Origin of the sequence: Arthrobacter sp. Marseille-P9274, from assembly GCF_946892675.1 — a bacterium.
In the GTDB taxonomy this organism is placed as follows: Bacteria; Actinomycetota; Actinomycetes; order Actinomycetales; family Micrococcaceae; genus Crystallibacter.
This window is the reverse complement of the sequence record NZ_CAMPOV010000002.1, coordinates 399,625-424,942: the sequence shown is the minus strand read 5'-3', so window position 1 is coordinate 424,942 and position 25,318 is coordinate 399,625. Positions and strand designations below refer to the sequence as shown.

General features: G+C 67.4%; 21 protein-coding genes. 6 read left to right on the top strand and 15 right to left on the bottom strand.

Annotated elements, in window-relative coordinates; genetic code table 11:
• The first annotated feature begins 188 nt into the window (after nucleotides 1-188).
• Nucleotides 189-1,172, top strand: a complete 984-nt coding sequence (locus OC550_RS15130) for an ABC transporter substrate-binding protein (RefSeq protein ID WP_262106748.1) — start codon at nucleotides 189-191, stop codon at nucleotides 1,170-1,172.
• A gap of 138 nt (nucleotides 1,173-1,310) precedes the next feature.
• Here the strand turns inward: OC550_RS15130 and OC550_RS15125 are convergent, their stop codons facing one another.
• The 7 genes from OC550_RS15125 to OC550_RS15095 all read right to left on the bottom strand — a co-directional run bounded on the left by OC550_RS15125 (nucleotide 1,311) and on the right by OC550_RS15095 (nucleotide 10,068).
• On the bottom strand, nucleotides 1,311-2,741 hold the full coding sequence (locus OC550_RS15125; protein WP_262106747.1) for a hypothetical protein: 1,431 nt from the start codon (nucleotides 2,739-2,741) through the stop codon (nucleotides 1,311-1,313).
• Nucleotides 2,738-3,937: a S9 family peptidase gene (locus OC550_RS15120; protein WP_262106746.1), complete on the bottom strand. Its 1,200-nt coding sequence runs from the start codon at nucleotides 3,935-3,937 to the stop codon at nucleotides 2,738-2,740. Before OC550_RS15120 ends, OC550_RS15125 begins: the two co-directional genes overlap by 4 nt.
• 335 nt (nucleotides 3,938-4,272) lie before the next feature.
• On the bottom strand, nucleotides 4,273-5,235 hold the full coding sequence (locus OC550_RS15115) for a PaaX family transcriptional regulator C-terminal domain-containing protein (RefSeq protein ID WP_262106745.1): 963 nt from the start codon (nucleotides 5,233-5,235) through the stop codon (nucleotides 4,273-4,275).
• 24 nt (nucleotides 5,236-5,259) lie between these two features.
• On the bottom strand, nucleotides 5,260-6,534 hold the full coding sequence (locus OC550_RS15110) for a cytochrome P450 (RefSeq protein WP_262106744.1): 1,275 nt from the start codon (nucleotides 6,532-6,534) through the stop codon (nucleotides 5,260-5,262).
• Nucleotide 6,535: 1 nt separating this feature from the next.
• Nucleotides 6,536-8,230, bottom strand: coding sequence for a phosphonate ABC transporter, permease protein PhnE (phnE, locus tag OC550_RS15105; protein ID WP_262106743.1), 1,695 nt, complete (start codon nucleotides 8,228-8,230; stop codon nucleotides 6,536-6,538).
• A complete protein-coding gene (gene phnC, locus OC550_RS15100) occupies nucleotides 8,227-9,057 on the bottom strand; it encodes a phosphonate ABC transporter ATP-binding protein (protein WP_262106742.1) in 831 nt (276 codons plus the stop codon). The genes phnE and phnC overlap by 4 nt, the downstream gene beginning before the upstream one ends.
• Nucleotides 9,058-9,075: 18 nt before the next feature.
• Entirely contained in the window at nucleotides 9,076-10,068 is a 993-nt protein-coding gene (locus OC550_RS15095) for a phosphate/phosphite/phosphonate ABC transporter substrate-binding protein (RefSeq protein ID WP_262106741.1), read from the bottom strand.
• Between the two features lie 369 nt (nucleotides 10,069-10,437).
• Between OC550_RS15095 and menE the strand changes: the two genes are divergently transcribed.
• On the top strand, nucleotides 10,438-11,988 hold the full coding sequence (gene menE / locus OC550_RS15090) for an o-succinylbenzoate--CoA ligase (RefSeq protein ID WP_262106740.1): 1,551 nt from the start codon (nucleotides 10,438-10,440) through the stop codon (nucleotides 11,986-11,988).
• Between the two features lie 6 nt (nucleotides 11,989-11,994).
• Here menE and OC550_RS15085 read toward each other — a convergent pair whose 3' ends face one another.
• Both OC550_RS15085 and OC550_RS15080 read right to left on the bottom strand, forming a co-directional pair.
• On the bottom strand, nucleotides 11,995-12,387 hold the full coding sequence (locus OC550_RS15085; protein WP_262106739.1) for a VOC family protein: 393 nt from the start codon (nucleotides 12,385-12,387) through the stop codon (nucleotides 11,995-11,997).
• Between the two features lie 71 nt (nucleotides 12,388-12,458).
• Nucleotides 12,459-13,046: a PadR family transcriptional regulator gene (locus OC550_RS15080; protein ID WP_262106738.1), complete on the bottom strand. Its 588-nt coding sequence runs from the start codon at nucleotides 13,044-13,046 to the stop codon at nucleotides 12,459-12,461.
• A 114-nt stretch (nucleotides 13,047-13,160) separates the two neighbouring features.
• Here OC550_RS15080 and OC550_RS15075 point away from each other — a divergent pair, with 114 nt between their 5' ends.
• From OC550_RS15075 to OC550_RS15065, 3 genes are read left to right on the top strand one after another with little or no spacing between them, the layout of a single operon-like run.
• Nucleotides 13,161-14,255 carry an aromatic ring-hydroxylating dioxygenase subunit alpha gene (locus OC550_RS15075; RefSeq protein WP_262106737.1) on the top strand — a complete coding sequence of 365 codons (1,095 nt, stop codon included), beginning with the start codon at nucleotides 13,161-13,163 and terminating at the stop codon, nucleotides 14,253-14,255.
• A gap of 30 nt (nucleotides 14,256-14,285) precedes the next feature.
• Nucleotides 14,286-15,293 (top strand): PDR/VanB family oxidoreductase, encoded by a 1,008-nt coding sequence (locus OC550_RS15070; protein ID WP_262106736.1) that lies wholly within the window; start codon nucleotides 14,286-14,288, stop codon nucleotides 15,291-15,293.
• A gap of 34 nt (nucleotides 15,294-15,327) precedes the next feature.
• A complete protein-coding gene (locus tag OC550_RS15065) occupies nucleotides 15,328-16,668 on the top strand; it encodes an MFS transporter (protein WP_262106735.1) in 1,341 nt (446 codons plus the stop codon).
• A gap of 165 nt (nucleotides 16,669-16,833) precedes the next feature.
• On the opposite strand, the gene OC550_RS15060 is transcribed toward OC550_RS15065, so the two are convergent.
• From OC550_RS15060 to OC550_RS15035, 6 genes are all read right to left on the bottom strand, one after another.
• Nucleotides 16,834-18,186 (bottom strand): permease prefix domain 1-containing protein, encoded by a 1,353-nt coding sequence (locus OC550_RS15060; protein ID WP_306556939.1) that lies wholly within the window; start codon nucleotides 18,184-18,186, stop codon nucleotides 16,834-16,836.
• Nucleotides 18,183-18,545, bottom strand: coding sequence for a PadR family transcriptional regulator (locus tag OC550_RS15055; protein WP_262106733.1), 363 nt, complete (start codon nucleotides 18,543-18,545; stop codon nucleotides 18,183-18,185). Before OC550_RS15055 ends, OC550_RS15060 begins: the two co-directional genes overlap by 4 nt.
• 65 nt (nucleotides 18,546-18,610) lie before the next feature.
• Nucleotides 18,611-19,933, bottom strand: coding sequence for an MFS transporter (locus OC550_RS15050; protein ID WP_262106732.1), 1,323 nt, complete (start codon nucleotides 19,931-19,933; stop codon nucleotides 18,611-18,613).
• A gap of 222 nt (nucleotides 19,934-20,155) precedes the next feature.
• Entirely contained in the window at nucleotides 20,156-21,652 is a 1,497-nt protein-coding gene (putP, locus tag OC550_RS15045; protein WP_262106731.1) for a sodium/proline symporter PutP, read from the bottom strand.
• Between the two features lie 79 nt (nucleotides 21,653-21,731).
• On the bottom strand, nucleotides 21,732-22,541 hold the full coding sequence (locus OC550_RS15040) for an IclR family transcriptional regulator C-terminal domain-containing protein (RefSeq protein ID WP_262106730.1): 810 nt from the start codon (nucleotides 22,539-22,541) through the stop codon (nucleotides 21,732-21,734).
• A gap of 92 nt (nucleotides 22,542-22,633) precedes the next feature.
• Nucleotides 22,634-23,260 carry a cob(I)yrinic acid a,c-diamide adenosyltransferase gene (locus tag OC550_RS15035; RefSeq protein WP_262106729.1) on the bottom strand — a complete coding sequence of 209 codons (627 nt, stop codon included), beginning with the start codon at nucleotides 23,258-23,260 and terminating at the stop codon, nucleotides 22,634-22,636.
• Between the two features lie 185 nt (nucleotides 23,261-23,445).
• Between OC550_RS15035 and OC550_RS15030 the strand changes: the two genes are divergently transcribed.
• Complete coding sequence (locus OC550_RS15030; RefSeq protein ID WP_262106728.1) at nucleotides 23,446-25,059, top strand: BCCT family transporter; 1,614 nt, start codon at nucleotides 23,446-23,448, stop codon at nucleotides 25,057-25,059.
• Nucleotides 25,060-25,318: the final 259 nt, after the last annotated feature.

Here is a 25,318-nt window from a genome sequence, read left to right as displayed (position 1 = left end):
CCGCGGCAACGCGATTAAATTGGACGTGACTTGCTCCCCGCCTACGGGCAGATCAGTTCCTCCGTCTTGGGTTCCCGGTCGGACCTTGATGAAGGTGCAACCCGCCGCCGTTGACCACTCACTATGGCAATAGTTAGTATGTGGCGCAACGCACAATCGTGCGCGGGGAAGGTGTGAGGGGTACAAGCATGAAGAAACTCGGTGCGGCTCTGGCGATGACGGCGGTCCTTGCTTTGACCGCTTGCGGCGGGGGAAGCCCCTCGGGCGGGGAGGGGGCGGCTGCGTCTTCCGGGGCCAGCGGGAACCTCACACCCGTCACCGTCGGTGTCATCCCCATCGTTGACGTCGCCCCGATCTACCTCGGCGTGCAGGAGGGCATTTTCGAAAAGCACGGGCTCGACGTCGAACTCACGCCTGCCCAGGGCGGTGCCGCCATCGTCCCGGCCATCACCAGCGGACAGATGGACTTCGGCTTCAGCAACGTAACGTCGCTGATCATCGCCCGGTCCAAGGGATTGCCGCTGCAGATCCTCGCCAGCGGCTCCTCCTCCACCGGCGACCAGGATGCGGACTTCGCCGCCGTGATGGTCAAGCCGGAGAGCGGCATCAAGGAGATCGCGGACCTGGCCGGCAAGAGCATTGCGGTCAACACGCTCAACAATATCTCCGACTCCACCATCAGCGCGGCCGTGCAAGAAGCCGGGGGAGACGCCGCCAGCATCGACTACGTGGAGATGCCCTTCCCGGACATGTGCGCAGCCCTGGAGCAGGACAACGTGGACGCCATCGCCGCCGTCGAGCCCTTCGTGACGATGGCCAAGGGCGACGGCGCCACCCCCGTCTTCTCCAACTATGCGCATCCCGTGGACGACCTCACCGTGGCCGTCTACTTCACCTCGGACCAGATCGCCCAGCAGAAGTCCGGGGAAACCGAGGCCTTTACTGCCGCCATGAAGGAGTCGCAGGCCTTCGCCGACGCCAATCCGGACAAGGTCCGCGGGATCCTGCCGACCTACACCCAGCTGGACCCCGCCATCATCGAGCAGCTCACCCTGCCGAAGTTCGCCCAGGAGGTAAACACGGACTCCCTCGAGGCCATCGCCGACATTTCCCTCAAAGATGGCCTGATCGACGAGAAGCCGGACATGGCAGCGCTGCTCCCGCAGCAGTAAGGCAGCGACGACGGCGGGCAGCCCCTCCCGAGCGATTGGACAGGCATTGCCTATAACGGAGGAGGCGTTGTTGCCGCCACAGACTTCGGGGCAGCAACAACGCCATTGCCGGCTTGGCGCCGGGCCTTACCGCCAGTCTTACCGGCTGTAGCTTCCCCAGTCCCGTGCATCCCACATGCGGGCGGGCGTGCCGGCCGTGGAGACTTGGGTGAAACGGGACGCGCCCAGGTCCAGCTCCGAACGGGCCTTCACCTCGGCGGCCACGGAGGAGAGGGCCTGCGGGGACGTGGCGCCCCAGCGGCCGTCTTCTATCCGCTCGAAGAGTACCTGAAGGGAAGCGATTTCTTCGGCCGGGGTGAAGGTGCAGTGGCCATCAGCCGAAACGAACAGTTGGCGTAGCAGCGGCGAGGAGCCGGTCGAGCGGACCACCGACGCGTAGGCCTGGTCGTCCGCCGTGGTCCCGGCGCCGTCGCCGTTAGTGTGCAGGGACAACACAGGGACTGAGAGCTCACCCGTGAAAGTTGCGGTTCGTTCAACGAAGGCCACTGCCTCAGGGTCTGCGGACAGCCGTTTCGCGGAGGCAAGCGCATCCAGATCCTCTTCGAGGGAGATACCAGCGGCCCGGTAGGCAGCCATGATCTCGGACCATCGACCGGACTCCTTCAACGACCTCACGTAGTCCACGCCGGTGTTCCACGAGAAGACGCCGCCGACCGTCTGCTCGTATCCGGCGCGGACGTGGGAGCCCATGGCAAATGGCAGATGGTCGATGTACCGGTCGATGCGGGCGTCCAGGTCCGTCTCGGGGATTTCCCTGTCGGTTGCAGGATCCACGGCGGGGATCTTTCCAAGGGCCGCTGCGAGCACGGCACGGGCCCGTCCCTCAGGGGTGGACGCCGCCGTGGCCACCAGGTCATTCATCGCCTGGAGTTCGGCTTGGCGGTCGGTGATACCTTGGATCCTCATCGGTGAGCCCGGATCCACGAGCTCCCGGAGTGCAAACGCGGTATCCAGCTTATAGTTCCAGGTGCTGACGGACCCCGCTCCGCCGCCGCACATCGGCAGGGCGCCGTCGAGCCATTCCGGTCGGGAGTCGGCGATAATGCGCGTGGTCAGCCCTCCCTGCGACCTGCCGTTCACGACAACGGTTTCAGGCTCTCCGGCGACGGTCGTGAACACTTTGACGGCGGCACCCGCATTGTCACGGTTCAGTTCCAGGTCCCAGTTGGCCGTGAAGTCGTAGCCGATCACGCCATAGCCCTGCTCGACCAGCCACCGTGCGGTGACACCGGCAAGGTCCGGGCGGCCCGGCATAACGACGATGGCGCCGTTCCAGATGGCAGGCTTGATGAGGGAATAGGGAGCCTCGCCGCCCAAGGTGCCTTCCCGGATGAGCTCCTTTCCCGGGGCTAGATCTCCGGTGAACGGCACGGCAGTGGGGCTGGAGGCTGGCGGAGAAGCGGAAACGGGTGCCGCGGACAGTGGGGCTGCCGAGGCCATGAGGGCGACCAGGCAAAGGGCCTTTGCCGCCCGGCTTTTCCTGGTTGGGGTCTGGATAATTCTGGTCATCGTTGTACCTCCCGTTCGGGGCGGAGCATGCTGTTCGGTGCGTAGCTGGCGAAGGAGCCTCCGCGCTCGAGGCCGCTCTCCGCGGTGATCCTGTCGGCCAGGGCATTCAGGGAGGCAGGATGTGCCAAATCGGCCCAATGGTCCTCGTCAAGGCGCTCATGGAGGGTAGTGACCATGGCGGCTATCTCCGCATCGGCATAGTCGCAATGGCCCGGCCGATCCACGAAGGCCTGCCGGAGCAGCGCATTGTCGCCGTTAGCCCGCACGCGGTCCTCGTAGGTCGCGGCCTGCGCCACGGTCGGTGCGGTGTCACCCGTTTCATGCAGGGTGAGCACCGGCCCGGAGAGTTTGCCCTCAGGTGTAGCGTTCTCCTGCATGTAGGCGACGGCGCGCGGGTCGGCCGCAATTCGGTCGCTGGAGGCGAGGGTGCCGAGGTCCTCGGACAGGGACAGGCCTGCCTCGCGGTAGAGGGCACGGACCAGTTGGGCGTTGCCCGAATGGACAAGCGACTGCCCGTAGTCCACCCCTGTGTTCCAAGAGAAGTTTCCGCCGGCGCGGGCTTCCAGCGGTTGCCGGGGAGAAACCACCCCGAACATGAATGCTGCGTAGAGCTGTTCCTGCTGCGCTGCCAGGTCTCCCTTTGAAGGCTCCGGGTCCGAGGCCTGGGTCCACGCGGGTATCTGGGCCGCGCTGGCGGCAAGAGCGATACGTGCCCGGCCCTGGGGGGTGGCCTGTGCTTCCTCCAGCACCTCGCGGAAGGCCGCCTGGCGCGCGGCTTCGTTCCGGACGTCGGCCAGTTCGAGCCGTTCGTCGTCGGGTGCAAGGAGCATCCTGAGCACAAACGTGCCGTCCAGGCCACCGTTCAGCATTGGAACCGCGCCGGAGACCGAGCCGCACAACGGCAATGCGGCATCGATGAGTTCCGGGTGCGCTTCCAAGGCGGCGGCGGAGGTCAGGCCACCCATGGACTCACCCCAGGCAATGACTTCCTCGGGCTCGCCGAGCTCTGCGCTGACAATCCGGAGAACGTCAGGCTGGTTAGCGACGAGATCCTCGACGGCCCAGCCGCCGGAGGATGCGGTGGTTCCGGCAAGGGCGTAGCCCTGGTCCAGCAGCCACGCCTTGACCGGGTTCGTGGGTCCGGCGGCGGCTGTCGGGGCACCGCTGCTGCCGTAGCCCGGATTCCATACCAGCACGATGCCGTTCCACTGCGCGGGTTCGAAGAGGACATATCGACCTCCGCCGGGAAGCGTGCCGCGCTTTTCGACGGCGGCACTGCCGGCCAGAGGAGCGGCCTTCGCGGAAGGCGGCGATACGGCTGACGTAGCGGCGCCGATTAAGGGGAGTGCGAGGCAGGCCGCTGCGGTGGCCGCCAAGAGTCTACGTGGTCTCCGGGACGGACGTAACGGACCGGACGTATGTTGGGGCATGGAAAATCCTTCCAGCGGCACGGCTCATGAAAGGGCCGGCTGCGATGCGAAAGAGATAAGGGGAAAGGTGCTGTTGCGCCGCGTGTAATTGCGCGGCGCGCCTACGCCTCGGAAAGCAGTGAAGCAGAGGCTGCGAAAGTGTGGTGCGTGACCAGCTCGGCCAGATGCCCATCGTGTGCGCGCAGGATACGGCGGAAGGCGGCTTCCGCCGGCGGCCCGAGGGCGTCGTAGATGGCGCAGCAGGCCGCTACAGCCCGATGCATGGGGTAGTCCTCGCCAAGCAGTTCGTGCGGCAGGCGGGGGTCGAGCCTGCGCAGCGTGCGCCAGTCGGCCATGATCGACGTGCGCAAGCGGAGGGCCGCGTCCCCCGGCCTGGCTCCCGCCTCGGGCGAGACCTCGAGGGCGGCCTCCAGCCCGTCCTGCAGCCGCGAAGCGACTGGCTCCCAACGGTCCAGGAATTCGCGATACTGCTCGGCCAAGGCCGGCAAGTCGAAGGCGGAGGCTACCGCGCTCAGCCCCGTTCCCTCCGGCAGTCGTGCTCCCGTGAACACCGTAACGTGTTCGGGATCGAGCGCGCTGCCGAGGCCGTCCAGCAAGTCGCGAACCGCCGCCAAATGGTCGCCCGGCCGGATCCAGAGGGCGTCGTACAGGTTCCCGAAGCGCAGTTGGCGCAGCTGTTCGCGCAGGGCCCGCCGCGTGCCCCTGGCATCCTCGGGGAGGGAATAGCCGACAAGCGTCCAGGCGCCGTCCCACTGTTGCGGCAGGTGGCTCATGAAGAGCGAGCGCACGTGCGCATTGATCCTGTCTTGGCTCATGGTCGGCACCGCGTAGGCCGTCTGGCGTCCCGCCTTTATCCCCACTAGGAAGCCTCGCTGGGCCAGCCGCTGAATGGCTGCACGCGCCCCCGTAACGGTCACATCGAAGCCCTGCAGCAACTCCACGAGCGCCGCCGAGGGGATCGGCTCGTTGCGTGCGTGCCAGTAGTCTCCCAGCAGGACGGTCAGCAGCTGCTGGGGGCGTGCTCCCTGCTGGAAGCGCGGCAGGCTCGGCGCTGGAGTGGACATGCGTTGATTCTGCCATCGCGGTGACTACGACGCCGCCTGCTTGCCTGCCGCTGTCCGTCCTGCCAACTGCAGGGGGACGGAGCGTGGTCCGTACTCGAGCCAGTTCATCATCACGACGTCGCCAGCCAGCGCGAAGGCTTCGGTGCGTTCCAGGAGTACCTCCAGCGCGATGAGTAGTTCCAGACGGCCCATCGTGGCCGCGGGGCATTTGTGGGCGCCCCGGCCGAAAGCAAGATGGGAGTTGTTGGGCCTGCGCAGCACGAACGTGTCCGGATCCGGGAAGGCGGTCCCGTCCCGATTGCCAGAGGGGAAGATCAGCGCGATGGGCTCGCCTGCGCGCACCAGGCGTCCGTGCAACTCCGTGTCCCGCCGCGCGGTGCGGGCAAACACCCGGTAGGGCGCATGCAGGCGGAGGAACTCCTCGATCGCGGACGGAAGCTCCTCGGGATGCTCACGAAGGTGCCGCTGCAGGTCCTGGTCCTGGGCCAGATGCACCACGCAACTGCCCAGTACTGCCTGGGGAGCGCCCATTCCTGCCACGATCATTTGGCGGATGGTGGCGATGGCGGTCCCTTCGGTGATGTGGTTGTCCGGGCTAAGGGCAGCGTGGTGGAGGCTGGAGACGAGGTCCCGCCGCGGGTCGGCGCCGGCCGACACACGGTCTCGATAGACCTGCTCCGCAATCCGGTACAGCTCCGCGCTGCACTCGCCGATCACCTCGTTGTCCATGTCCTGGATGGCGAAGGCGTAGCGGACACCGATGTCCCTGATGTGCCGCGTCAGCGAGGAAGGGACGCCGAGGAACGCAGCGAAGCAGTCCATCACGAACGGAGCGGCGAAGTCGCGGACCCCGTCCGCGCCGTCTCCGGCGAGCATCCCGTCCAGCAGCTCTTCCGCGCTCGCCCGGAAGGCGGCCTCGTGATTGCGCAGCAAGGACCGCCGGAGGACCGGATCGATCGCCTCCCGGTACGCCGTGTGTTCGGGCGGATCGAAATGCAAAGGGGGACGGCGCGATGAGCGGGGCACATGCGGCACGACGTTCTGCACTGAGGTGATGAACAGGTCGTCGTCCTGGGCGACCCGAGCAATGTCCTCGTACGTGGTGGCGGACCAGAATCCGCCGAAATCGCTGCTCCAGGGAAAGGGGTTGCTCCGGCGCAGCCGGGCGTAGTCCTGGTGGGCGCTGCCGAACGTTTCGTCCAGAGCCGGCGACCATTCGGACCCGCGCTCGCTGGCTGTTCGGGTGTCCGCCGGCCGCTCTTGCACGGCAGCGGTGAAGCCTACGGGGCACTGGCCCATGTCAGATGACCTTTCTTCTGGCCCAGCGGGCCACGGACTCGAGGGCTACGACGACGACGATCAGCCCGATCAGGATGCCGGCGGTCTGTTGGTAGTGAAGAGTGGCGACCGATTCGTCGAGGAGGAAACCGATCCCTCCGGCTCCGACGATGCCCAGCACAGCGGATTCGCGTAGGGCCAGGTCAGATGTGAACAGGCTGTTCCCAATGAAGCTGGGCACGAACTGCGGCCACACCCCGCTAACGAATACCTGCAGCCGGCTGGCCCCGGTTGCTTCGAGGGCGCGCAGGGGAGCGGGGTCGACATTCTGCAGCGAATCGGTGAAGAACTTGGAGGCCAGCGCGGTGCAGGAGAGGGACAAGGCCAGGAAACCAGCAAAGGGACCGAGGCCCAGGGCTGCGACGAAAACGAGGGCGTAGATGATGTCGGGGATCCCCCGCAGGACTACGACGATGCCTCGCAGGGCCAGGGAAAGGGGCTCGAAACGAACGAGGTGGCGGGTGGACAGCACCGCAATCGCGAGTCCCAGGACCACGCCGAAGGACGTGGCCGTGAGGGCCATGATGACGCTCTCGAAGATACCCAGGGCGACTTCCGCGGTGAAGACCGGCGGCACGAAGCCGGAGAGCAGGGCCAGCGCGTTCTCCCACGCCTGGTCAAGCCGTGCCGGGTTGAGGGAGAGTTGGCTCAGCGAGTAGACAAAGAGCAGGGCGGCCGCCACGGCACCGCCGGTCCTCAGTGCGCGGGCGCGGTCCCAGCCTGGCGTGGCAGGGTGGGTGCCTGCCCGGTGCAGCTGCGACTGTGTATGCTCGTCCGCGTGTTCGGCAACGGCACGCTGCACCACGTAGGAGACCAGCTCCAGGACCAGGAGCATGGCCACGATCACGGCGATGATGCCCGCCGCCCGCTGATAGTTCAACGAGCCGATGGCCGTTTGGAGGGCTACGCCGATCCCGCCTGCGCCCACGAGCCCCAGTACCGCCGAGGCGCGGATGTTGATGTCCAGCCGGTAGAGCACCAGCGACGCCAGCGCGGGCAGGGCGCGGGTCAGGGTCGTCGAGACGAAGTTCTGCAACTGGGTGGCACCGACGGAGGCAATCGCCTCACGCGGGGCAGGATCCTGCTCCTCGAAGCTGTCCGCCATCATCTTGCCGATCATGCCGACGGAGTGGAAGGCGATAGCCAGGCCGCCCGCGAGCGGACCCAGGCCGAAAATCCGGACGAAGAGGATGGCGAAGATCAGTGACGGGACGGCGCGGGTCACGATGATGATCGCGCGGGCGAGCCACTGGACTGCCCTGGGCCCGGTGTAGCGGCGTGAGGCGGCCGCGGCCAGGAACACGGAAGCGAGAGTCGCCATGGCCGTACCTGCGATGGCGATCCAGAGGGTCTCCAACGCCAGCGCCAACAGGTCCGGGAGCGGACCCGTGGTGGGCGGAAGCATTCGCTCGAGGAGCCGTGCGATGTCGCCCACGCCCGCGGCCAGAGCCGATGGTCGGATGTCGATCCACCAGGTACCGAAGGCGGTGATCGCCAGGTAGGCAAGAGGGATGCCCAGCGTTGCGGCCGAGACGCCCGCCCACTTGCCGGTCCGGTGTGCGGACGGTCCGGTCGTCACCGTGACGATTTCCCCGTCGGCGCTTCCGCCCCGCAGCGGCCGCGCCTCGGCGGGATTGTCCTGCATCGTGCTGCTCACGGTTGATCCCCCGCCTGCTGGTAAATCGCCCGGATGGCCTCTTCCGACGTTGCTTCGGTGGGGGTGTCCATAATGAGCGAGCCGCCACGGACCGCAACGATCCGGTCCGAGATCTGCAGGGCCAGGTCCACCTGGTGCAGGGAACAGACCACGGTGAAGCCATCTTCGGCGCTGAGCTTCTTCAGAGTAGTGAGCACCGACAGGCTGGCGCTGGGGTCCAAGGACGCCACAGGTTCGTCCGCAAGCACGATCTCGGCTTCCTGCATGAGCGTTCGCGCGATGGCCACGCGTTGCTGTTGGCCGCCGGAGAGCGTATCGCAGCGCTGGAACCGCTCGTTGACTAGCCCCACACGCTCCAGGTTCGCCACGGCCCTTTCCCGGAGGGCCTTCGGGTACGTAGAAATGCCGTAGCGCGGCATCGTCAGGGATCCCAAGGTCCCCATGAGCACGTTCTCTAGGGCACTGAGGCGCCCGACGAGGCCGAACTGCTGGAAGACGAAGCCCACCCGGGTGCGCAGCTTCTGGAGATCCCTCCGGCTGCAGGTAGCAGGATCGGCACCCAGCACGGAGACAGAGCCCGCGGTAGGGCGGTGGCTGCCGTTGATGAGGCGCAGCAGCGTGGATTTGCCTGCACCCGAGGGGCCGACGAGGGCCAGGAACTGTCCGGGGCGGACCTCGAGATTGACGTTGCCAAGCACTTGTTTTCCGCCAAAGCTCATGCCGAGTCCTTGGAGGAGCAAGCTGGGCGGTGCTATGTCCGCAGCGCCGGCGGCGGGTGCGGCGGCCTGGGCTTCGGTGATGTGTGGGCGGCGGGTGGCGGCGGTCATCGTGTGGCTCCTTGGGGACTACTCGTTGCGGCAGACTTCGGCCTGGGTGGTTTCGCAGATTTCGCGGATCGAGTCGAAATCGGCCTCGGAAGCAGGCTCGAAGGCGAAAGCGCCGGTGCCGCCCCACTCGCAGGCCATCTGGCCCGCGTACTCGTCGCCCCAGGCCTCGGGCGCCTCGCGCTGGTTGTCCGGGCAGAGACCCGCTTCGGCCCCGGTGACGGCGTCGTACTTGAAAACGGCCTCGGTGATCTTGGTGCGCAGTTCCTCGGGCAACCAGTTGCCGACGACGAGCGGTGTGCCAGGAATGTCCGGGGACGTCCAGACGGTCTCCACATCGCCGTCCTGGAGGATGCCGCGGGCCGGCAGCAAGTCCGTGATGAAGGTGGCCGCCACGAAGGCTACGTCGCAGTCGCCGGCGAGCATCTGGGTCACCGCAACATCATGCGATCCTGCGAAGATCGGGTTGATGTCCTTCTCCGGGTCGATGCCGGCTTCCATCATGCCCGCCGCCGCGGCCAGGTAACCGGTGCTGGAAGCCGGGTCGGTGAAGCACACGTCCTTGCCCTTCACATCCGCCAGCTGGCCGATATCCGAACCGGAAGGAACGACGCCGAGGGATTGCACGGCGCCCGAGCCGGATTCCGGTGTGCGCTGGTCCATGGCAACCGGAGTGACGTCCGCGACGTCCTTGGCCAGGTAGTAGGAGAATGCGCCGTAGGTCGCGACGTCTACCCGCTGGGCCACCTGGGCCTCGATCACGCCCGCGTTGCTGCTCACCGCCTCGATGCTCGTCGGGAGCCCGGTTTCCTTCTCGATCGCCTCCACAATCGGCTTGAAGCTGTTCTCCAGCTCTTTGCTGTCGTCGGTCGGAACAACCGCAAAGACGAGGGAATCGGGGGCCTCACCTTCGGCATTCGCCGAATTAGTGCGCGCATTGGGGCTGGCGCCGCAAGCAGTGAGCAGGAGTCCGGCCGCGGTCAAAGTCGCGACGGCTTTGAAGATCTTGTGCATGATCGGGTCTTCCTGTGGTTCCTTTGGCTGGATGCTGACCGTCCGGGTCCGGCCGGATCAGGTTCGTGCCGGACAATGGACGCCAGTTATGTAGTCTGAAGCTCAAATAACTGTGGCCTATTGATCCACGCTGATCGAAGGGTCTGGGATGTGTGTGGTGCGAAACACAGTGCATCACTATCGATTGAAGTTGTCAACGGTTTTGATTTCCGCGGGCGGTATTCAGCGTTTTCACAACTATTGACTTATTCAATCAATAGTTCCTAACGTATGGGTACGAACATGTGACGGGACTCACCGGCTCGTTTGGTGAAGGGACTCGGTCCTCAGATCCGTCGTCGGAACGAATAGCGAAGGGTACGTGTAACGATGCACAACCAAGGGGTCGGGACGTGGATCCACCGCAGGCGGAGGAAGTTCGCCGATAAGGTGGCGCTCGTCAGCAGCGGGGCCGAGTTGAGCTACGCGGACTTCGCCAGCCGCGTGGATCGCCTGGCTAATGCTTTCGCGGACCGCGGCGTTGCCAAGGGCGACCGGGTCGCCTACCTTGGCGAAAACCATGCGGCCTTCCTAGAGACGTTCTTCGCCTGCGGCACCCTAGGCGCCATTTTTGTTCCGCTGAACACCCGGCTGGCGCCGCCCGAGATCCAGTTCGCGCTGGAGGATTCGGGCAGCCGGATCCTGGTCAACGCGCGCAGCCTTGACGGGCTGGCCGTCGGCGGGGCCCGGGATACCGGGGTGGAGCGCCGCATCGTCGTGGAGGACGCCGCGGCGCAAGGCGCGCCGGAAGACGGGGCGGGCGCCGCCGTCGAACTCTTCGAAGACGTCATCGCCTCCGGAGCCGACACGCACCTTGACCTTGAGGTGGCGCTCGATGATCCGGCCATGATCCTCTACACGTCCGGGACCACGGGCCGCCCGAAGGGGGCCCTGCTGACCCACGCGAACATGACGTGGAACAGCTTCAACGTGCTGGTGGACTTCGATCTGTCCAGCAAGGATGTGTCGCTGATGATTGCGCCAATGTTCCACGTGGCCTCGCTGGGCATGGGAGTGCTGCCGTCGCTGCTCAAGGGCGCCACCGTCATCCTGGAGCCGCGCTTCGATCCGGGGCGGACGCTGCACTTGGTGGAGCGGTACAAGGTGACCACCCTGAGCGGCGTGCCGACGACGTTCCAGCTGATCTGTGAACATCCGGCGTGGGATACCACCGATGTCAGTTCGCTCAACAAGCTGACGTGCGGCGGCTCCGCGGTTCCGATGCGCGTGCTGGAGGCCTATGAGGCGCGTGGTTTGTCCTTCACCAACGGGTACGGAATGACCGAGACCGCGCCGGGCACCACCACGCTCGCGTCGGACAAGTCGCGGGAGAAGGCCGGTTCCGCCGGCCTGCCGCACTTCTTCACCGACGTCCGGATCGTGGACCCGCTGGGCGGGCCGGCCGGTCCGGGTGAGGTGGGGGAGATCCAGATCCAGGGCCCCAACGTCATCAAGGAATACTGGCAGCGTCCTGATGCCACGGCGGACAGCTACGCCGACGGCGACTGGTTCCGGTCCGGGGACATGGGCTATGTCGACGACGAGGGCTACCTCTTCATCTCGGACCGGTTGAAGGACATGATCATCTCCGGCGGTGAAAACATCTATCCGGCCGAGGTTGAGCAGGTCATCGTGGAGCTCGAGGCGGTGAGCAGCGTCGCGGTGATCGGTGTTCCGGACGAGAAGTGGGGAGAGGTCCCGCGGGCAATCGTCACCCTTCGGGACGGCTTCCAGCTCACGGGCGACGACGTCATCAACCACCTCTCGGGACGGGTTGCGCGGTACAAGATCCCCAAGAGCGTGGTGATCGTGGATGACCTGCCGCGCACGGCGAGCGGCAAGATCCGCAAGGCGGACCTGCGGAAGCAGTACTCGGGCTAGGGGCGCCTACGGCGCGTCGGGGCGGCCGGATTCGAAGAGCTCGATTAGGTTGCCGGCGGGGTCCTCCAGCAGGATCTGCCGGCCGCCGATCCCGGAGACGATGTCGTTGCGGAAGCTGGCACCTTGGCTGCGGAGCCTGTCCACCTCGGCGGCCAGGTCCCCGACCTCGAACTGGATCCGGTTCCAGCCGCCGGGCTCCGGGCGGCGGCCATCGGGCATCGGCTGCGAGGCGCCTCCCGGACCTGTCGGGGTGTTGAGCAGCAGGCGCAGGCTGCCGCGGGTGAGCATGGCAAATCCGCCGCCGGGCTGCATCCGCAGTTCGAAGCCGAGCAGTTCGGTGTAGAACCGGACGGCGGCATCGATGTCCTCGACGATGTACCGGACGCTGACGGTATCCATGGCTTCCTCCAACCTCGGCGGGATTGCCGGAAACACTAGCTGGTTTTTGCTGAGGCGAGAAGGGGCGGCCGTCAGCTGCCGGGATAGAGCTCGTCGATCAGGGCGAGGCCCTGCTGCGCCCAGGCGATTTCCTGCTCGGCCCGGGAAATCAGGCCCTGGTAGGTGAACTTTTTGAAGGCCGTTGTTTTTTCCCGGTCCGAGGTCGGCAGGCTGGCCAGCCTCCGGGCCAGCATCGGGCTGCTGCCCTCTTCGATTTCCCGGACCTTGTCCCGCCACTGCTCCAGCTGGGCCGAGTGGTGCCGGATGTGTGCCCGCATTTGCTCGCGGGCGGCCTCCGGCGCGGCCCACTCCAGATAGGCCGCTTTGAGGTGGGCCGGGTCGCGCTCGCGCGAGTACTCGAGGGTCCCGTTCATCCAGTCCCGGAAGGCCTCTGTTCCTGCCTGTGTGATGTGGTACTGACGCTTCTTCCCCCGCTGGCCCCAGGCGACCTCTTCACCCTCGAGCAGTCCGTCCTTCTCCATGCGTCGCAGCTCGGGGTAGATCTGGGAATCCGGCGCATGCCAGACGTGGCCGACGGAGGATTCGAATTCCTTGTAAAGGTCGTAGCCGGTCATGGGCTCGACGCTGAGCAGCGCCAGCAGGGCGTATCGCAGGCTCACGGGCTTCCAGGCTCCTTCTCGCGGGTGTTGCAAATCACTATATCGATAGTTATTCTGGTGACCCAGAGCACTATCTATGGAGATAGATAGTTGAATCAGCCGAAAGGATCCGCAGTGACCGCTGTCCAATCCCAGAGTTCGACGACCAATAAGGTCCTCGGGCACCCACTGAATGCCTGGTACGTGGCGGCGTGGGACCACGAGGTCACGCGCACTCCGATGTCCCGCCGGATCGCCAACCGCCCGGTGGCGCTCTACCGGACCGAGGACGGCAAGGCCGTGGCGCTCGCCGACGCGTGCTGGCACCGGCTGGCCCCGTTGTCGATGGGAAAGACCGTCGGCAAGGATGGCATCCAGTGCCCGTACCACGGCATCGTCTACAACTCCGCGGGCCGCTGCATGTCCATGCCGGCCCAGGAGACGATCAACCCGAGCGCGACCGTCCCGTCTTTTCCCGTCGTCGAGCGTCACCGCTATGTGTGGGTCTGGCTCGGTGATCCGACCAAGGCGGACCCCGACCTGGTGCCGGACATGCACCAGATGTCCTCCGAGGAGTGGGCCGGGGACGGCGAGACGATCCATGCGCCGTGCAACTACCAGCTGGTGCTGGACAACCTGATGGACCTCACGCACGAGGAGTTCGTGCACTCGTCCTCGATCGGCCAGGAGGAGCTCAGCGAGTCCGACTTCGTCGTCTCGCACGACGGCAACACCGTCACGGTTTCGCGGTGGATGCTGGACATCGATGCGCCGCCGTTCTGGCTCAAGAACATGCGGGACAAGTTCCCCGGGTTCGAGGGCAGGGTGGACCGCTGGCAGATCATCACCTTCCAGGCGCCGTCCACCATCTGCATCGACGTCGGTGTGGCGGCCGCCGGCACTGGGGCACCCGAGGGCGACCGCAGCCAGGGCGTGAACGGCTTCGTCATGAACACGATCACCCCGGAAACTGATCGATCCTGCCACTACTTCTGGGCGTTTATGCGCAACTACCGGCTGGAGAGCCAGCTCATCACGACCCAGCTGCGCAACGGCGTGCACGGCGTGTTCGGCGAGGACGAGGAGATGCTCAAGGCTCAGCAGGAAGCCATCGACGCCAACCCGGACTACGAGTTCTACAACCTCAACATCGACGCCGGGGGCATGTGGGTGCGGAGGCTGATCGAGCGGATGCTCGACGCCGAGGGCCGCCTGGTCCCGACCGCCTGAGCCGGCCGATCGAGAGACAGGCAGAGAACAATGGCAGCAACGAATACCGAAGTCTGGCAGCGGGCCACCGTCGTCGAAATCCACACCGTCGCGACGGACATCCGGCGCATTGTGCTGGAACCCGCCCTGCCCAAGGCGGCGGAACCGGGGTCCCACATCGATGTCAAGGTCACCATCGGCGGGGAGGAGCAGAAGCGTTCCTATTCCGTGGTGGAGTCCGACGACGCCGGCCGCCTGGTGATCAGCGTGATGCGGGCTCCGCAGTCCCGCGGCGGCTCGGTCTTTATGCACGGGCTGGAAACCGGGCAGCAGCTGGAGATCACGCAGCCGCTGCAGAACTTCCCGCTGCGGGTGGGTGCCGAGCGCTACCTCCTGCTCGCCGGCGGCATTGGCATCACGGCCATCGCCAACATGGCGGCGGTCCTGCAGCGGCTCAAGGCCAGCTACACGCTGGTATATGCCGGCCGCAGCCGCGCCGCGATGGCGTACCTGGCCGAGTTGGAGGAGCGGCACGGGGAGAACCTGGTGGTCCATGTCGACGACGAGGGCACCTCGTTGAAGGTGGACGAACTCGTTGCCGGGGCGGACCTGGACACGGAGCTCTACATGTGCGGGCCGATCCGGCTGATGGACGCCGTCCGCCGGGCCTGGTCCGAGCGCGAGCTCGATTCCCCGAACCTGCGCTACGAGACCTTCGGCAACAGCGGCTGGTTCGACCCGGAGGAGTTCATCGTCAAGGTCCCCCGGCTTGGCATCGAGGCGAAGGTCGGGCAGGGCCGTTCCATGCTGGAGGCCCTCGAAGACGCCGGAGCGGACATGATGTTCGACTGCCGCAAGGGCGAATGCGGCCTCTGCGAGGTGCGGATCCTGGCGCTCGACGGCGGCATCGACCACCGCGACGTGTTCTACAGCGAGCGCCAGCAGAAGGCCACGGAAAAGATGTGCTGCTGCGTCTCCCGCGGCGTCACCTCGAAAACCGGCGCAAGGGCGGACGCCTCGCCCGCCGGCCCCGCCATCATCACTATCGACGTATCCTGACGCCGGACTCCGGCTGCACAAGAAGGAAGAACGAATGGAACTGCGCGACCGGATCAACCAGTCGGCCATGTCGCCGTACCAGTGGCTCATCATCGGACTCTGCGTCCTGCTGAATGCGCTGGACGGCTTCGACGTGATGGCCATGGCCTTCACCGCCACCAGCGTGACCAACGATTTCGGCCTGAGCGGGACCGAACTCGGCCTGCTTCTCAGCGCGGGACTGGTGGGCATGGCCATCGGCTCGCTGGGCCTGGCCCCGTTCGCCGACGCCTTCGGGCGCCGCCCGCTGATCCTCGTGTCGCTGGCCTTGGCCGCGGGCGGCATGTTCCTGTCCGCCACGGCGCACTCCGCCGGTGAGCTGGGCCTGTGGCGCGCGGTCACCGGGCTCGGTGTCGGCGGCATCCTGGCCTGCACCAACGTCATCGCCAGTGAGTACTCCTCCGACCGGCGGCGCGGACTGTGCATCGGCATCTACACCGCCGGCTATGGCGTAGGCGCGACACTGGGCGGCATGGCAGCGGTGGCCTTGCAGGGCAGCTATGGCTGGCGCTCGGTCTTTATCTTCGGCGGCACCGCCACGGCCCTGGCGCTGGCGCTGCTCGCGGTGCTGCTGCCGGAATCGGTGGACTTCCTCCTGGCGAAGCGGCCCCGCAACGTCGTCGAGCGTCTCAACAAGATCGCCCGCCGCCTGGGCCAGCCGGCGGTCGGTGAGCTGGCCGCCACGCCCGCGGCCGATGCCGGGGCCCCCGGCCGGAACCGGGTGGGTGAACTGCTGGCCCCCGAGCAGCGCCGGACCACCCTACTGATCTGGCTGGCCTTCTTCGCCACGATGTTCGGCTTCTACTTCGTCAACAGCTGGACGCCGCGGCTCCTTGTGGAGGCCGGAATGACCGAGCAGCAGGGCGTTGTCGGCGGCCTGATGCTCACCCTGGGCGGAACCTTCGGCTCCATTCTGTACGGCGTGCTGGCGGGCAAATGGAGCAGCCGGGGAGTCTTCATCGTGTTCGCCGTGCTCTCTGCGGCCTCTATGGTCCTGTTCATCAGCACTGCCGCGATGCTGGCGCTGGCCTTCGTCACGGGCGTGGGAGTGGGCATGCTCATCAATGGCTGCATCGCTGGCCTCTACACCATCACCCCCTCGCTCTACGCCACCCGCACGCGCAGCACCGGCGTGGGGTGGGCCATTGGCATCGGCCGTGCCGGCGCCATTGTCGCGCCGATGATCACTGGCGCACTGCTGGACGCGGCGTGGAGTCCGGTCCAGCTGTACCTGGGCGTCGGGGCGGTTGTGCTGGTGGCCGCGGTTGCCGTGCGGATGCTGGGCCCTGCCCGGAGCCGCGTCCAGCCCGAGCGGGAAAAGGTCTCTGCGCTTTAGTCCGGCTGCAATAACGACGGCGGTTCCGGGGCCGGGCGACGCAGCCCGGTCCCGCACATGGCGGCGGAAGCTTGTTGCTCCCGCCGCCATGTGGCTGTGCCTGCCGGCCAAACGTACTGGCGGGTCTTCAACGACGATCCCCCCCCGCAGGTCTCGGATCGCGGATCAGGCGAAGGCGAAGAGCGGCGGGAAGACCAGGACCACGACGGCGGCCCAGGCACCGTAGACCGGGAGATAGCGGGTCTGCCAGCGCTCGAGGGTGCCGAACGGGCGCCGCCCGCGCAGGAACCCGAGGGTGAGCCAGCCCGCCCGGACCAGGTGCACGAGCAGCAGCAGGTTCAGGCCCAGCGCCGCGATCTTGTTCGGGCTGAAGCCGAACTCCGCGATCCGCGCCAGCATCGCGGTCAGCATCGCGGCGTCCACCGCGAGGGCGGCGATGACGAGGACCAGCTGCAGGGCATCGACGAGCCCGGGCGCGGCCAGCGAGTCGCGCGCCGAGATGGAGTAGAGCAGCAGGCTCAGGACCAGAATCAGGATTGCGTCCATCAGGATGAGCAGGCCGCGGTCGACCTCGGCGAAGCCGCCGGCGGCGGTGAGTACGGCGAGCAGGGCCAGCAGCATGGCGATGGTCAGCGGCGTGAAGACGCGGGTCAGGATCGGCGCGATGTTTTCGACGACGTTCTGCTTGGCCTCGACGAGCCAGGCGGCGACGACGAGCGCCCCGGGGACGGCGAACGGCAGGATCCAGCCCTCCAGGACCGGCTCAAAGTCGGCGCCGACGATCTGGAGCGACGCGAAGGTCAGGCCGATCAGCACGGCGCCGCCCAGCGCCAGCAGCGTGTAGTAGATGGCCAGCTCGCCGGTGAAGCGGACGAAGTCCATGCGCCGGTTGTCGGACCGCCACCGCCCGCCGGCGTACGCGATCCCGGCCAGCAGCCAGAGCACCACGGGAGCATGCAGCGCGGCGAGCAGTTCAGTGGAACCGTTGGGGGAGAACGGGTAGGCGTTGAGGGCCACCGCCAGCGCGGCAAATCCGGCCAGCAGCACCGCCACCGGCCGCGCGCCGAGCCGCCGCTTCCAGGCGAAGTAGGCGGCGAGGAACGGGATGACGAGCAGGCCGGCGTTGCGGACGAAAGCGGTCCCGTCGCCGAGCCACGCCATCCCGGCCCTGACCGTCAGCCCGGCGCCTACCGCCAGGGCGAGGACCACCGCGAGCTCGCGCCAGCGCCCGGCGCCGGCGTCGTCGGTGTCCTCGGGGACGAGGACGAGCTGCTTCCACAGCCGGTCGGAGTGCTCGCGTGCGAACTCCCGGGAAACGGCGTCGAGGTTGCCCATGCGCTTGATGGCGACGAGGAAGGCCTCCTCGTCGTCGAGCCCCGTGGCCCGCCGGTCGGCGATCTGCTCGCGCAGGTGGTCCTCGAGCTCGTCGAGGTCCGCCGGGGAGATCGCCTGGCGCCGCTGGACGTACCCGCGCCACCGCCCGATCTGTGCCTCCAGTTCCGCGTGCGCCTCCATCATGCCCACCCCTCCGTCACGACGGGCGGCAGCTGGGCGGACTGCCAGACCTGCCGCAGCGCGTCGGCAACGACGGCCCACTGCTCCTGCCGGTCGGCGAGTGCCTCGCGGCCCGCCGCCGTGATCGCGTAGTGCTTGCGCCGCCGCCCGGCCTCGGATGTTCCCCACGAGGAGGAGACATAGCCGAGCCGCTCCAGCCGGTGCAGCAGCGGGTAGAGCATCCCGTCGGTCCATTGCATGCCCCCGGCCGACAGCTCGCTCACCCGCTTGATGATCGCGTAGCCGTACAGGTCGCCCTCCGCCAGGATCCCCAGCACCAGCGGGGTGGCCGAAGCGGCGACCAGGTCCTTATCGATGCGCACTGCGCCTCCCATACCTAGATCTACTACGCATTGAAGCATAGCAGCTCTAGGTATGGCAAAGCCGGTCAGTCGACGGGGGCCGCCTCCCGGTCCAGCGGATGGGCGATCTCGTCCTTGAGCATGCCGCCGCAGGCGATGGCGAGTACGGACAGCACGGGCGAGATGAGCCCGACCACCAGGAAGATCAGCCAGATCGGCACCACCGCGGCCAGCGGTCCGGCCAGTGCCATCGATACCGGCATCAGCGCGAGGGAGACGAAGAAGTCCAGGCTGGAAATCCGGCCGAGCAGGTGCGGCGGGACGCGGCGCTGCAACAGCGTGCCCCAGATGACCTGGCCCGCGCCCCCGGTTAGCCCGACGACAAACAGGGCGGCGGCCAGTACCCAGAAGTTCGTGGCGAAGCCGGTGATGGCCAGCGGGACCGAGCCGACGCCCCAAAGCAGCAGCATGCCGCTGAGGTAGCGCCGGGGCAGCCGGAAGGATGCCGTCGCCAGCGCGCCGACCGCCCCGCCGGCGCCGTAGGTGCCGAGCAGGAAGCCGAACGTGCTGGAGTCCCCGCCGAGCTGGTCGGCGACGGCGAAGGGCAGCAGCACCTCGATCGGCCCGATGAAGAGCAGCACGTAGACGACGGCCCACAGCAGGGTCCAGAACAGCCACGGGGTCTTTACCGTGTAGGCGACGCCCTCGCGCAGGTCGCGCCAGACCGATGAGCGGCCGGCTGCGGCCTCCGGGCCGCCCGCGTCGGTTGGGCCAATCTCGCCGGACGGTCCTTCCGCGGCCGCCGGCGCGGCTGACGCCACCGCGCGGCTCAGGAAGGTCAGGATGACCAGCGCCGACAGATGGCAAACGGCGATCCAGGCCGTCGCGCTCGCGGGCGAGAAGGCGGCCACGATCATGCCGGCCGCGGCGGGCCCCGCCGCCATCTGCAGCAGCGGGCGCATGGTGCCTTCCATCCCGTTGGCGGCCAGCAGGTCCTCCGCCGGCAGGATGCGCGGCAGGATCGCCGAGTAGGCCGGAAAGAAGAACGCGGCGCCGACGCCGAGCAGGAATGCGGCGGCGGCCAGGTGCCACAACTGCAGCAGGTCCGTAACGGCCAGCACCGCCACAGTGCCGACCGCGAGCAGGTTGGCAGCCTCCACGGCGATGATCAGCCGGCGCTGCGGCAGCCGGTCCGCGGCAATGCCGCCCAGCAGCACGAACGCGAGCAGGCCGATGCTGGAGGCGGTCGCGACTATGGAGAGCTCCACCGGCCCGCCGCCGAGGTGGATGACCTGGTAGACCATGGCAACCGCCCACATGCCGGTGCCGAAAATCGAGATCGCCAGGGCAGCGATCAGGACGCGGTAGTCGCGGTGGACGAAGGGTCGCATGGCGCGGGGCAAGGACATGGTTTTCCCTTGGACGTAGGGCAGGGCACCAGTATCCACCAAGTGATTGGGAAGCGCAAACCACTTGGGGCGTCAATGACGACAGCGGGGGCACGGGTTTCCGGTGTTGACCTTGACGACGATGGCGGGGCCACCGCTTCCGGTGCCCCCGCCGGCTACTGTGGCGCGAGTGAACGCCCAGGAGGCCCCGGGCACCCGGCCGGGCCCCGCCGTCGTTAGCGCCTAGCGTGCGCCGGCGCCGACCGGTTCCGGCTTGAGCCCGCTGAGCGCGGCGTCGAACTCCGCCTCGATCTCCGGCTTGTGCCGGAAGGTGAGCAGGCTGACCACGACCGCGACCACGACGTTGAGGATGAAGCCGGGGACGATCTCGTACATCGTGTCGGTCAGCTCCGAGTTGCCCCAGGTGAAGACGGTGACGGCGCCGGCCACCATGCCGGCGAGGGCGCCGGGCATCGTGAGCTTTCGCCAGAACAGCGACAGCAGGATGGTCGGGCCGAAGGAGGCGCCGAACCCGGCCCAGGCGAAGGCGACCAGGCCGAGGATGGTGTCGTTGCGGCTCCAGGCGAGGACGGCCGCGACGACGGAGACGACCAGCACCCCGAGCCGGCCCAGCATGACCTGCGTCTTCGGCGAGGCCTCGCGCTTCGCGACGATCTTGAACAGGTCCTCGACCAGCGCGGAGGAGCAGACGATGAGCTGCGAGGAGATGGTGCTCATGATGGCCGCGAGCACGGCGGCGAGGACCAGCCCGGCGATGAAGGGATGGAACAGGATCTGGGCAAGGTCCAGGAAGACGGACTCCGGATCGGTCAGCGTGGCCTGCGGGTTCTGCCGGAAGTAGGCGATGCCGATCAGGGCCGTGGCCGTGGCGCCGAGGACGGTCATGACCATCCAGCCGATGCCGATCCGCCGCGCGGCCTTGGCTTCGCCGGGGGAGCGCAGCGCCATGAAGCGAACGATGATGTGCGGCTGGCCGAAGTAGCCCAGGCCCCATGCCGCGGCCGAGATGCCGGCGACGGCGCCGCCGGCGAAGAGGCTCAGGTGGGCCGGGTCGGCCTCGCGGACTGAGTCGAAGGTGGCGCCGAGGCCGCCGGTGGCGAAGAGGCCGGCGATGGGCACGGCCAGCAGGGCGGCGAACATCAGCAGGCCCTGTGCCACGTCGGTGTAGCTGGCGCCGAGGAAGCCGCCGAAGAGGGTGTAGAGCACGGTCACGCCGCCGACCAGCAGCATGCCGATGGTGTAGGTGGAGTTGAACGAGGATTCGAAGAAGATGCCGCCGGCCACCATGCCGGAGGAAACGTAGAAGGTGAAGAAGACCAGGATGATCAGGCCGGACACGACGCGCAGGATGTGCGAGTTGTCCTTGAGCCGGTTCTCCAGGAAGCTCGGCACGGTGATGGAGTCGTTCGAGACCTCGGTGTAGGAGCGCAGCCGCGGTGCCACGAACTTCCAGTTCAGCCACGCGCCGACGGTCAGCCCGATGGCGATCCAGGCTTCGAAGAGGCCGTTCACATAGAGGGCGCCGGGCAGGCCCATCAGCAGCCAGCCGGACATGTCCGAGGCGCCGGCGCTGAGCGCGGCCACGCCCGGCTTGAGGCCGCGGCCGGCGAGCATATAGTCGTCGAGGTCGCTGGTCCGCTTGTACGCCCACCAGCCTATTGCGAGCATGCCGGCCATATAGAGGACCATGGCCATGTACTGGAAAATCTGGTCGTTCACGTGGGCTTTCCTTCCGGCGCGACCGGGTTCGGTTGCTCGAGCGAGCCGTACCAGTATTCCAAGACCATCCGCCGGCCGGTTAATCGTGTGACAAGCGGGCGCGGTCCTCCTCGATTCGGCGGGCCGCGGCCTGGAGCGGCGGGAGGTACTCGGCGGTGGCGGCCTCGAGGGCTTCCGGCCCGGAACGAAGCATGTTGACCCCGATGGCGGCGACGACCCGGCCGTCCGGGCCGCGGACCGGCACGGACATGGTGCGGTGGCCGGGCTGCAGCTCGCTGTCATTGGTGGCGTAGCCCCGGGAGCGGACGGTGTGGATCTCTTCCAGCAGGGTGTCAAGGCGCCCAATGGTGTTGCCAGTGAGTCGGCTCAGCCGGTCCCCGACGACCCGGCGCAGCTCTTCGTCGCTGAGGTCGGCCAGCATGACTTTGCCCATGGAAGAGGCGTGCGCCGGAATCCGGGCCCCGACCGAGAGCCCGCTGCGGATCAGGCCGGGGGCGCGGGTGCCGGCGATGCAGATTACCTCGGCGCCGGAGAGCACTCCGGCCGTGCAGGGTTCGGAGAAGGCCGCGGTCAGCTCCTCAGCGCGGCGCCGCGCGGAAACCGCCAGGGGAACGCCGGAGATGTAGCCGTGGCCGAGTTCCAGGACCTTGTGGGTCAGCAAGAACTTGTCGCCTCTGATCCGCACGTAGCCGAGCTGGTGGAGAGTGCGCAGGACCCGGGCAGTGGCAGCGCGGTTCAGGCCCGCCCGCGCGGCGACCTCCGCCGCGCGCATCGCCTGATGCTCTTCGTCGAAGGCGTTCAGTACCGACAGCCCGCGGACCAGCGCACGCACCGGGGCCACCGGGGGCGCAGGGGACGCAGCGGAAACCGCCGGCGCTGTGGTTGTCATCACTTCAGGATAGCCGGGGCGGGTTGGTGGATGAGACGTCCGTTACAGCCGGTGCCCTGCTCCGAACGCGGGTCCGGGCCGCCGGACGGGGCTCAGGCCTCGCCGACCTCGGGCTCCGGATCGGCCGGCCGGACCGAGGCTTCGGGCACCCACATCACGTCGCCGTGCTCGGCGTTGGCGACCCGGCCCAGGACGAACAGCAGGCTCGAGAGCCGGTTCAGGTAGCGGGCGCACTCCGCGTTGACGCTGTCCGGGAATTCCTCCACGGCCGCCCAGACGGCGCGTTCGGCCCGCCGCACAGTGGCCCGGGCCTGATACAGCAGCGCCGCCGCGAGCGTGCCGCCGGGGAGGATCATGCCGCTGAGGTCTTCCGCGTCCTGCGCGAAGTGCTCGATCGCCCGCTCCAGCCGCTCCGTGTGGCCCGGCACGATGCGTGCCTGCGCCGGCTCCTCGCTGTCCGTCGGCTGCATCAGGTCGGCGGCGAGGTCGTAGAGATCGTTCTGTATGCTGAGCAAGGTAGCCCCGACGTGCGTCGACACCGCCGCGCTGGCCATCACGACACTGATGGAAGCGTTACCCGCATCGCATTCGTCATAGGCGAGGACCCGCGCGTCGTTCTTGGAAACGTTGCCGTGCCCGCCGAAGTCCGTCCGGCCGTAGTCGCCTGTCCTGGCAGACTCTGCCGGAATGTTCGGAAGCGGTGCGTCGTGCTCGTCCATGGCTGAAACTATACGTAAGGAAAAGGCCGGCGTCGAAGAGAGGAAAGAGTGGACATTCCGTCCCGCCGGGCAAGGAACCGACCGCTACCAGCGAGGTATTCATGAGCAACGAACCGTCCGGTGAAAGCGCACAATCCAGGCTGGGGGACACCGTTTCCGCTCCTCCCGCCAAGGGATTCGCGACGGTGGATAAAACAGTTTTCGGGGTTTCGGTAGGCATCATCGCGGTGGTCTGCCTGCTCGGAATCTTCTTCACGGAGGCGGTGGAGACCGCGGCGGCCGCCGCGCTGGCGTGGGTAACGACGTCGTTCGGCTGGCTGTTCGTGCTCGGTGCCACGGGGTTCGTGGTCTTCTCCCTGGTGCTGGCCTTCGGGCGCTACGGCAACATCCCGCTCTCCCGCGAGGGCGAGGAGGCCGAGTTCTCCACGCTGTCCTGGGTGGCCATGATGTTCAGCGCCGGCATGGGGATCGGCCTGATGTTCTTCGGCGTGTACGAACCGGTCACCCACCTGGCGTCGCCGCCGCCGTTCGCCAATGTCGAGCCCGGCAGCCAGGAGGCGGCCAGCACCGCCATGGCCTACACGTTCTTCCACTGGGGCCTGCACCCCTGGGCGATTTACGCCGTCGTTGGCCTGGCGCTGGCGTACTCGACCTACCGGATGGGCCGCGGCAACCTGATGAGCTCGCCGTTCCAGTCGTTGTTCGGCCGCGAGCGGATCGAGGACAAGGGCTGGGGCAAGCCGATCGACATCCTGGCGATCATCTGCACCAAGTTCGGTTCCGCAACGTCGATGGGCCTGGGCGCACTCCAGATCGCGGCCGGCCTGGCCCTGCTGCGGACCGGGCAGTTCCAGGAGGACCCGGGCACGGCTGTGCCGATCATCATCATCTGCGTGCTGACCGTGGGCGTGGTGATTTCGGCCGCGAGCGGCGTCTCCCGCGGCATCAAGTGGCTCAGCAACACCAACATGGTCCTGGCCTTCGTGCTGGTGGTCTTCGTGTTCGTGGTCGGTCCGACCGTGTTCATCCTCGACCTGATTCCGGCCTCGGTCGGCGCCTACTTCTCGGACTTCGTGGAGATGAGCTTCAACTCCGGCGTCTTCGGCGGACATGAGTGGCTGGCCAGCTGGACCATCTTCTACTGGGCCTGGTGGATCTCCTGGACGCCGTTCGTGGGCACTTTCATCGCCAGGATTTCGCGGGGCCGCACGGTCCGCGAGTTCGTGCTGGGCGTGCTGCTGGTCCCCACCGCCGTCAGCATGATCTGGTTCACCATCTTCGGCGGCGCCGGCATCCACCTGCAGCTCGGCGGCGTGGACATCGCCGGCACCGGCAACGAAGCCGCAGGCTTCTTCGCCGCCCTGCAGCAGTACCCGTTCTTCTTCGGCGCGGCGCTGGTGGTCATGGTGCTGACCGCTGTGTTCTTCATCAGCGGTGCCGACGCGGGTTCGCTGGTGCTCGGCACGCTCTCCTCGCGGGGAACCAAGGAACCGTGGACCCCGCTGGTGCTCATGTGGGCCATCCTCACCGGAACCGTGGCCGCCGTGCTGCTGTTCGTCGGCGGACTCGGGGCGCTGCAGACCTTCACCATCCTCGCGGCCAGCCCGTTCGTGATCATCATCATCGGCCTCTGCGTAGCCCTCTACGCCGACCTGAGGCGCGACCCGCTCCGGCAGCGGCGGATCGGCCCGGTCCGGGGAGCGGTGACGGTCCCCAGCACCGTGCCCTTCGCCGAGCCGACGGAGACTGGATCGATCACCACGGTCGACAAACCCGGCGAGGACCGCGACCGGCCCTGACGCCAGGGACCATGACCCGGGCGAGGACCTGGCGCCGGACCACGCGCCGGACCACGCGCCGGACTGGCGCCGGATGATCCCGGAGCCGACCCTGCCCTGATCCCTCCCATGGGTGAGCCCCCGGCCAACGCCGGGGGCTCACCCGCTTAAGCGCCTTCAATGCCGCCGGGTCGGAGCAGGCAGGGCTCGTGGGCGACGGGGAACGTGCAGGTTTGGCGGAAGAAGTGCAGTTCTTGGAAGGCGGCAAGCCCCCTGACGA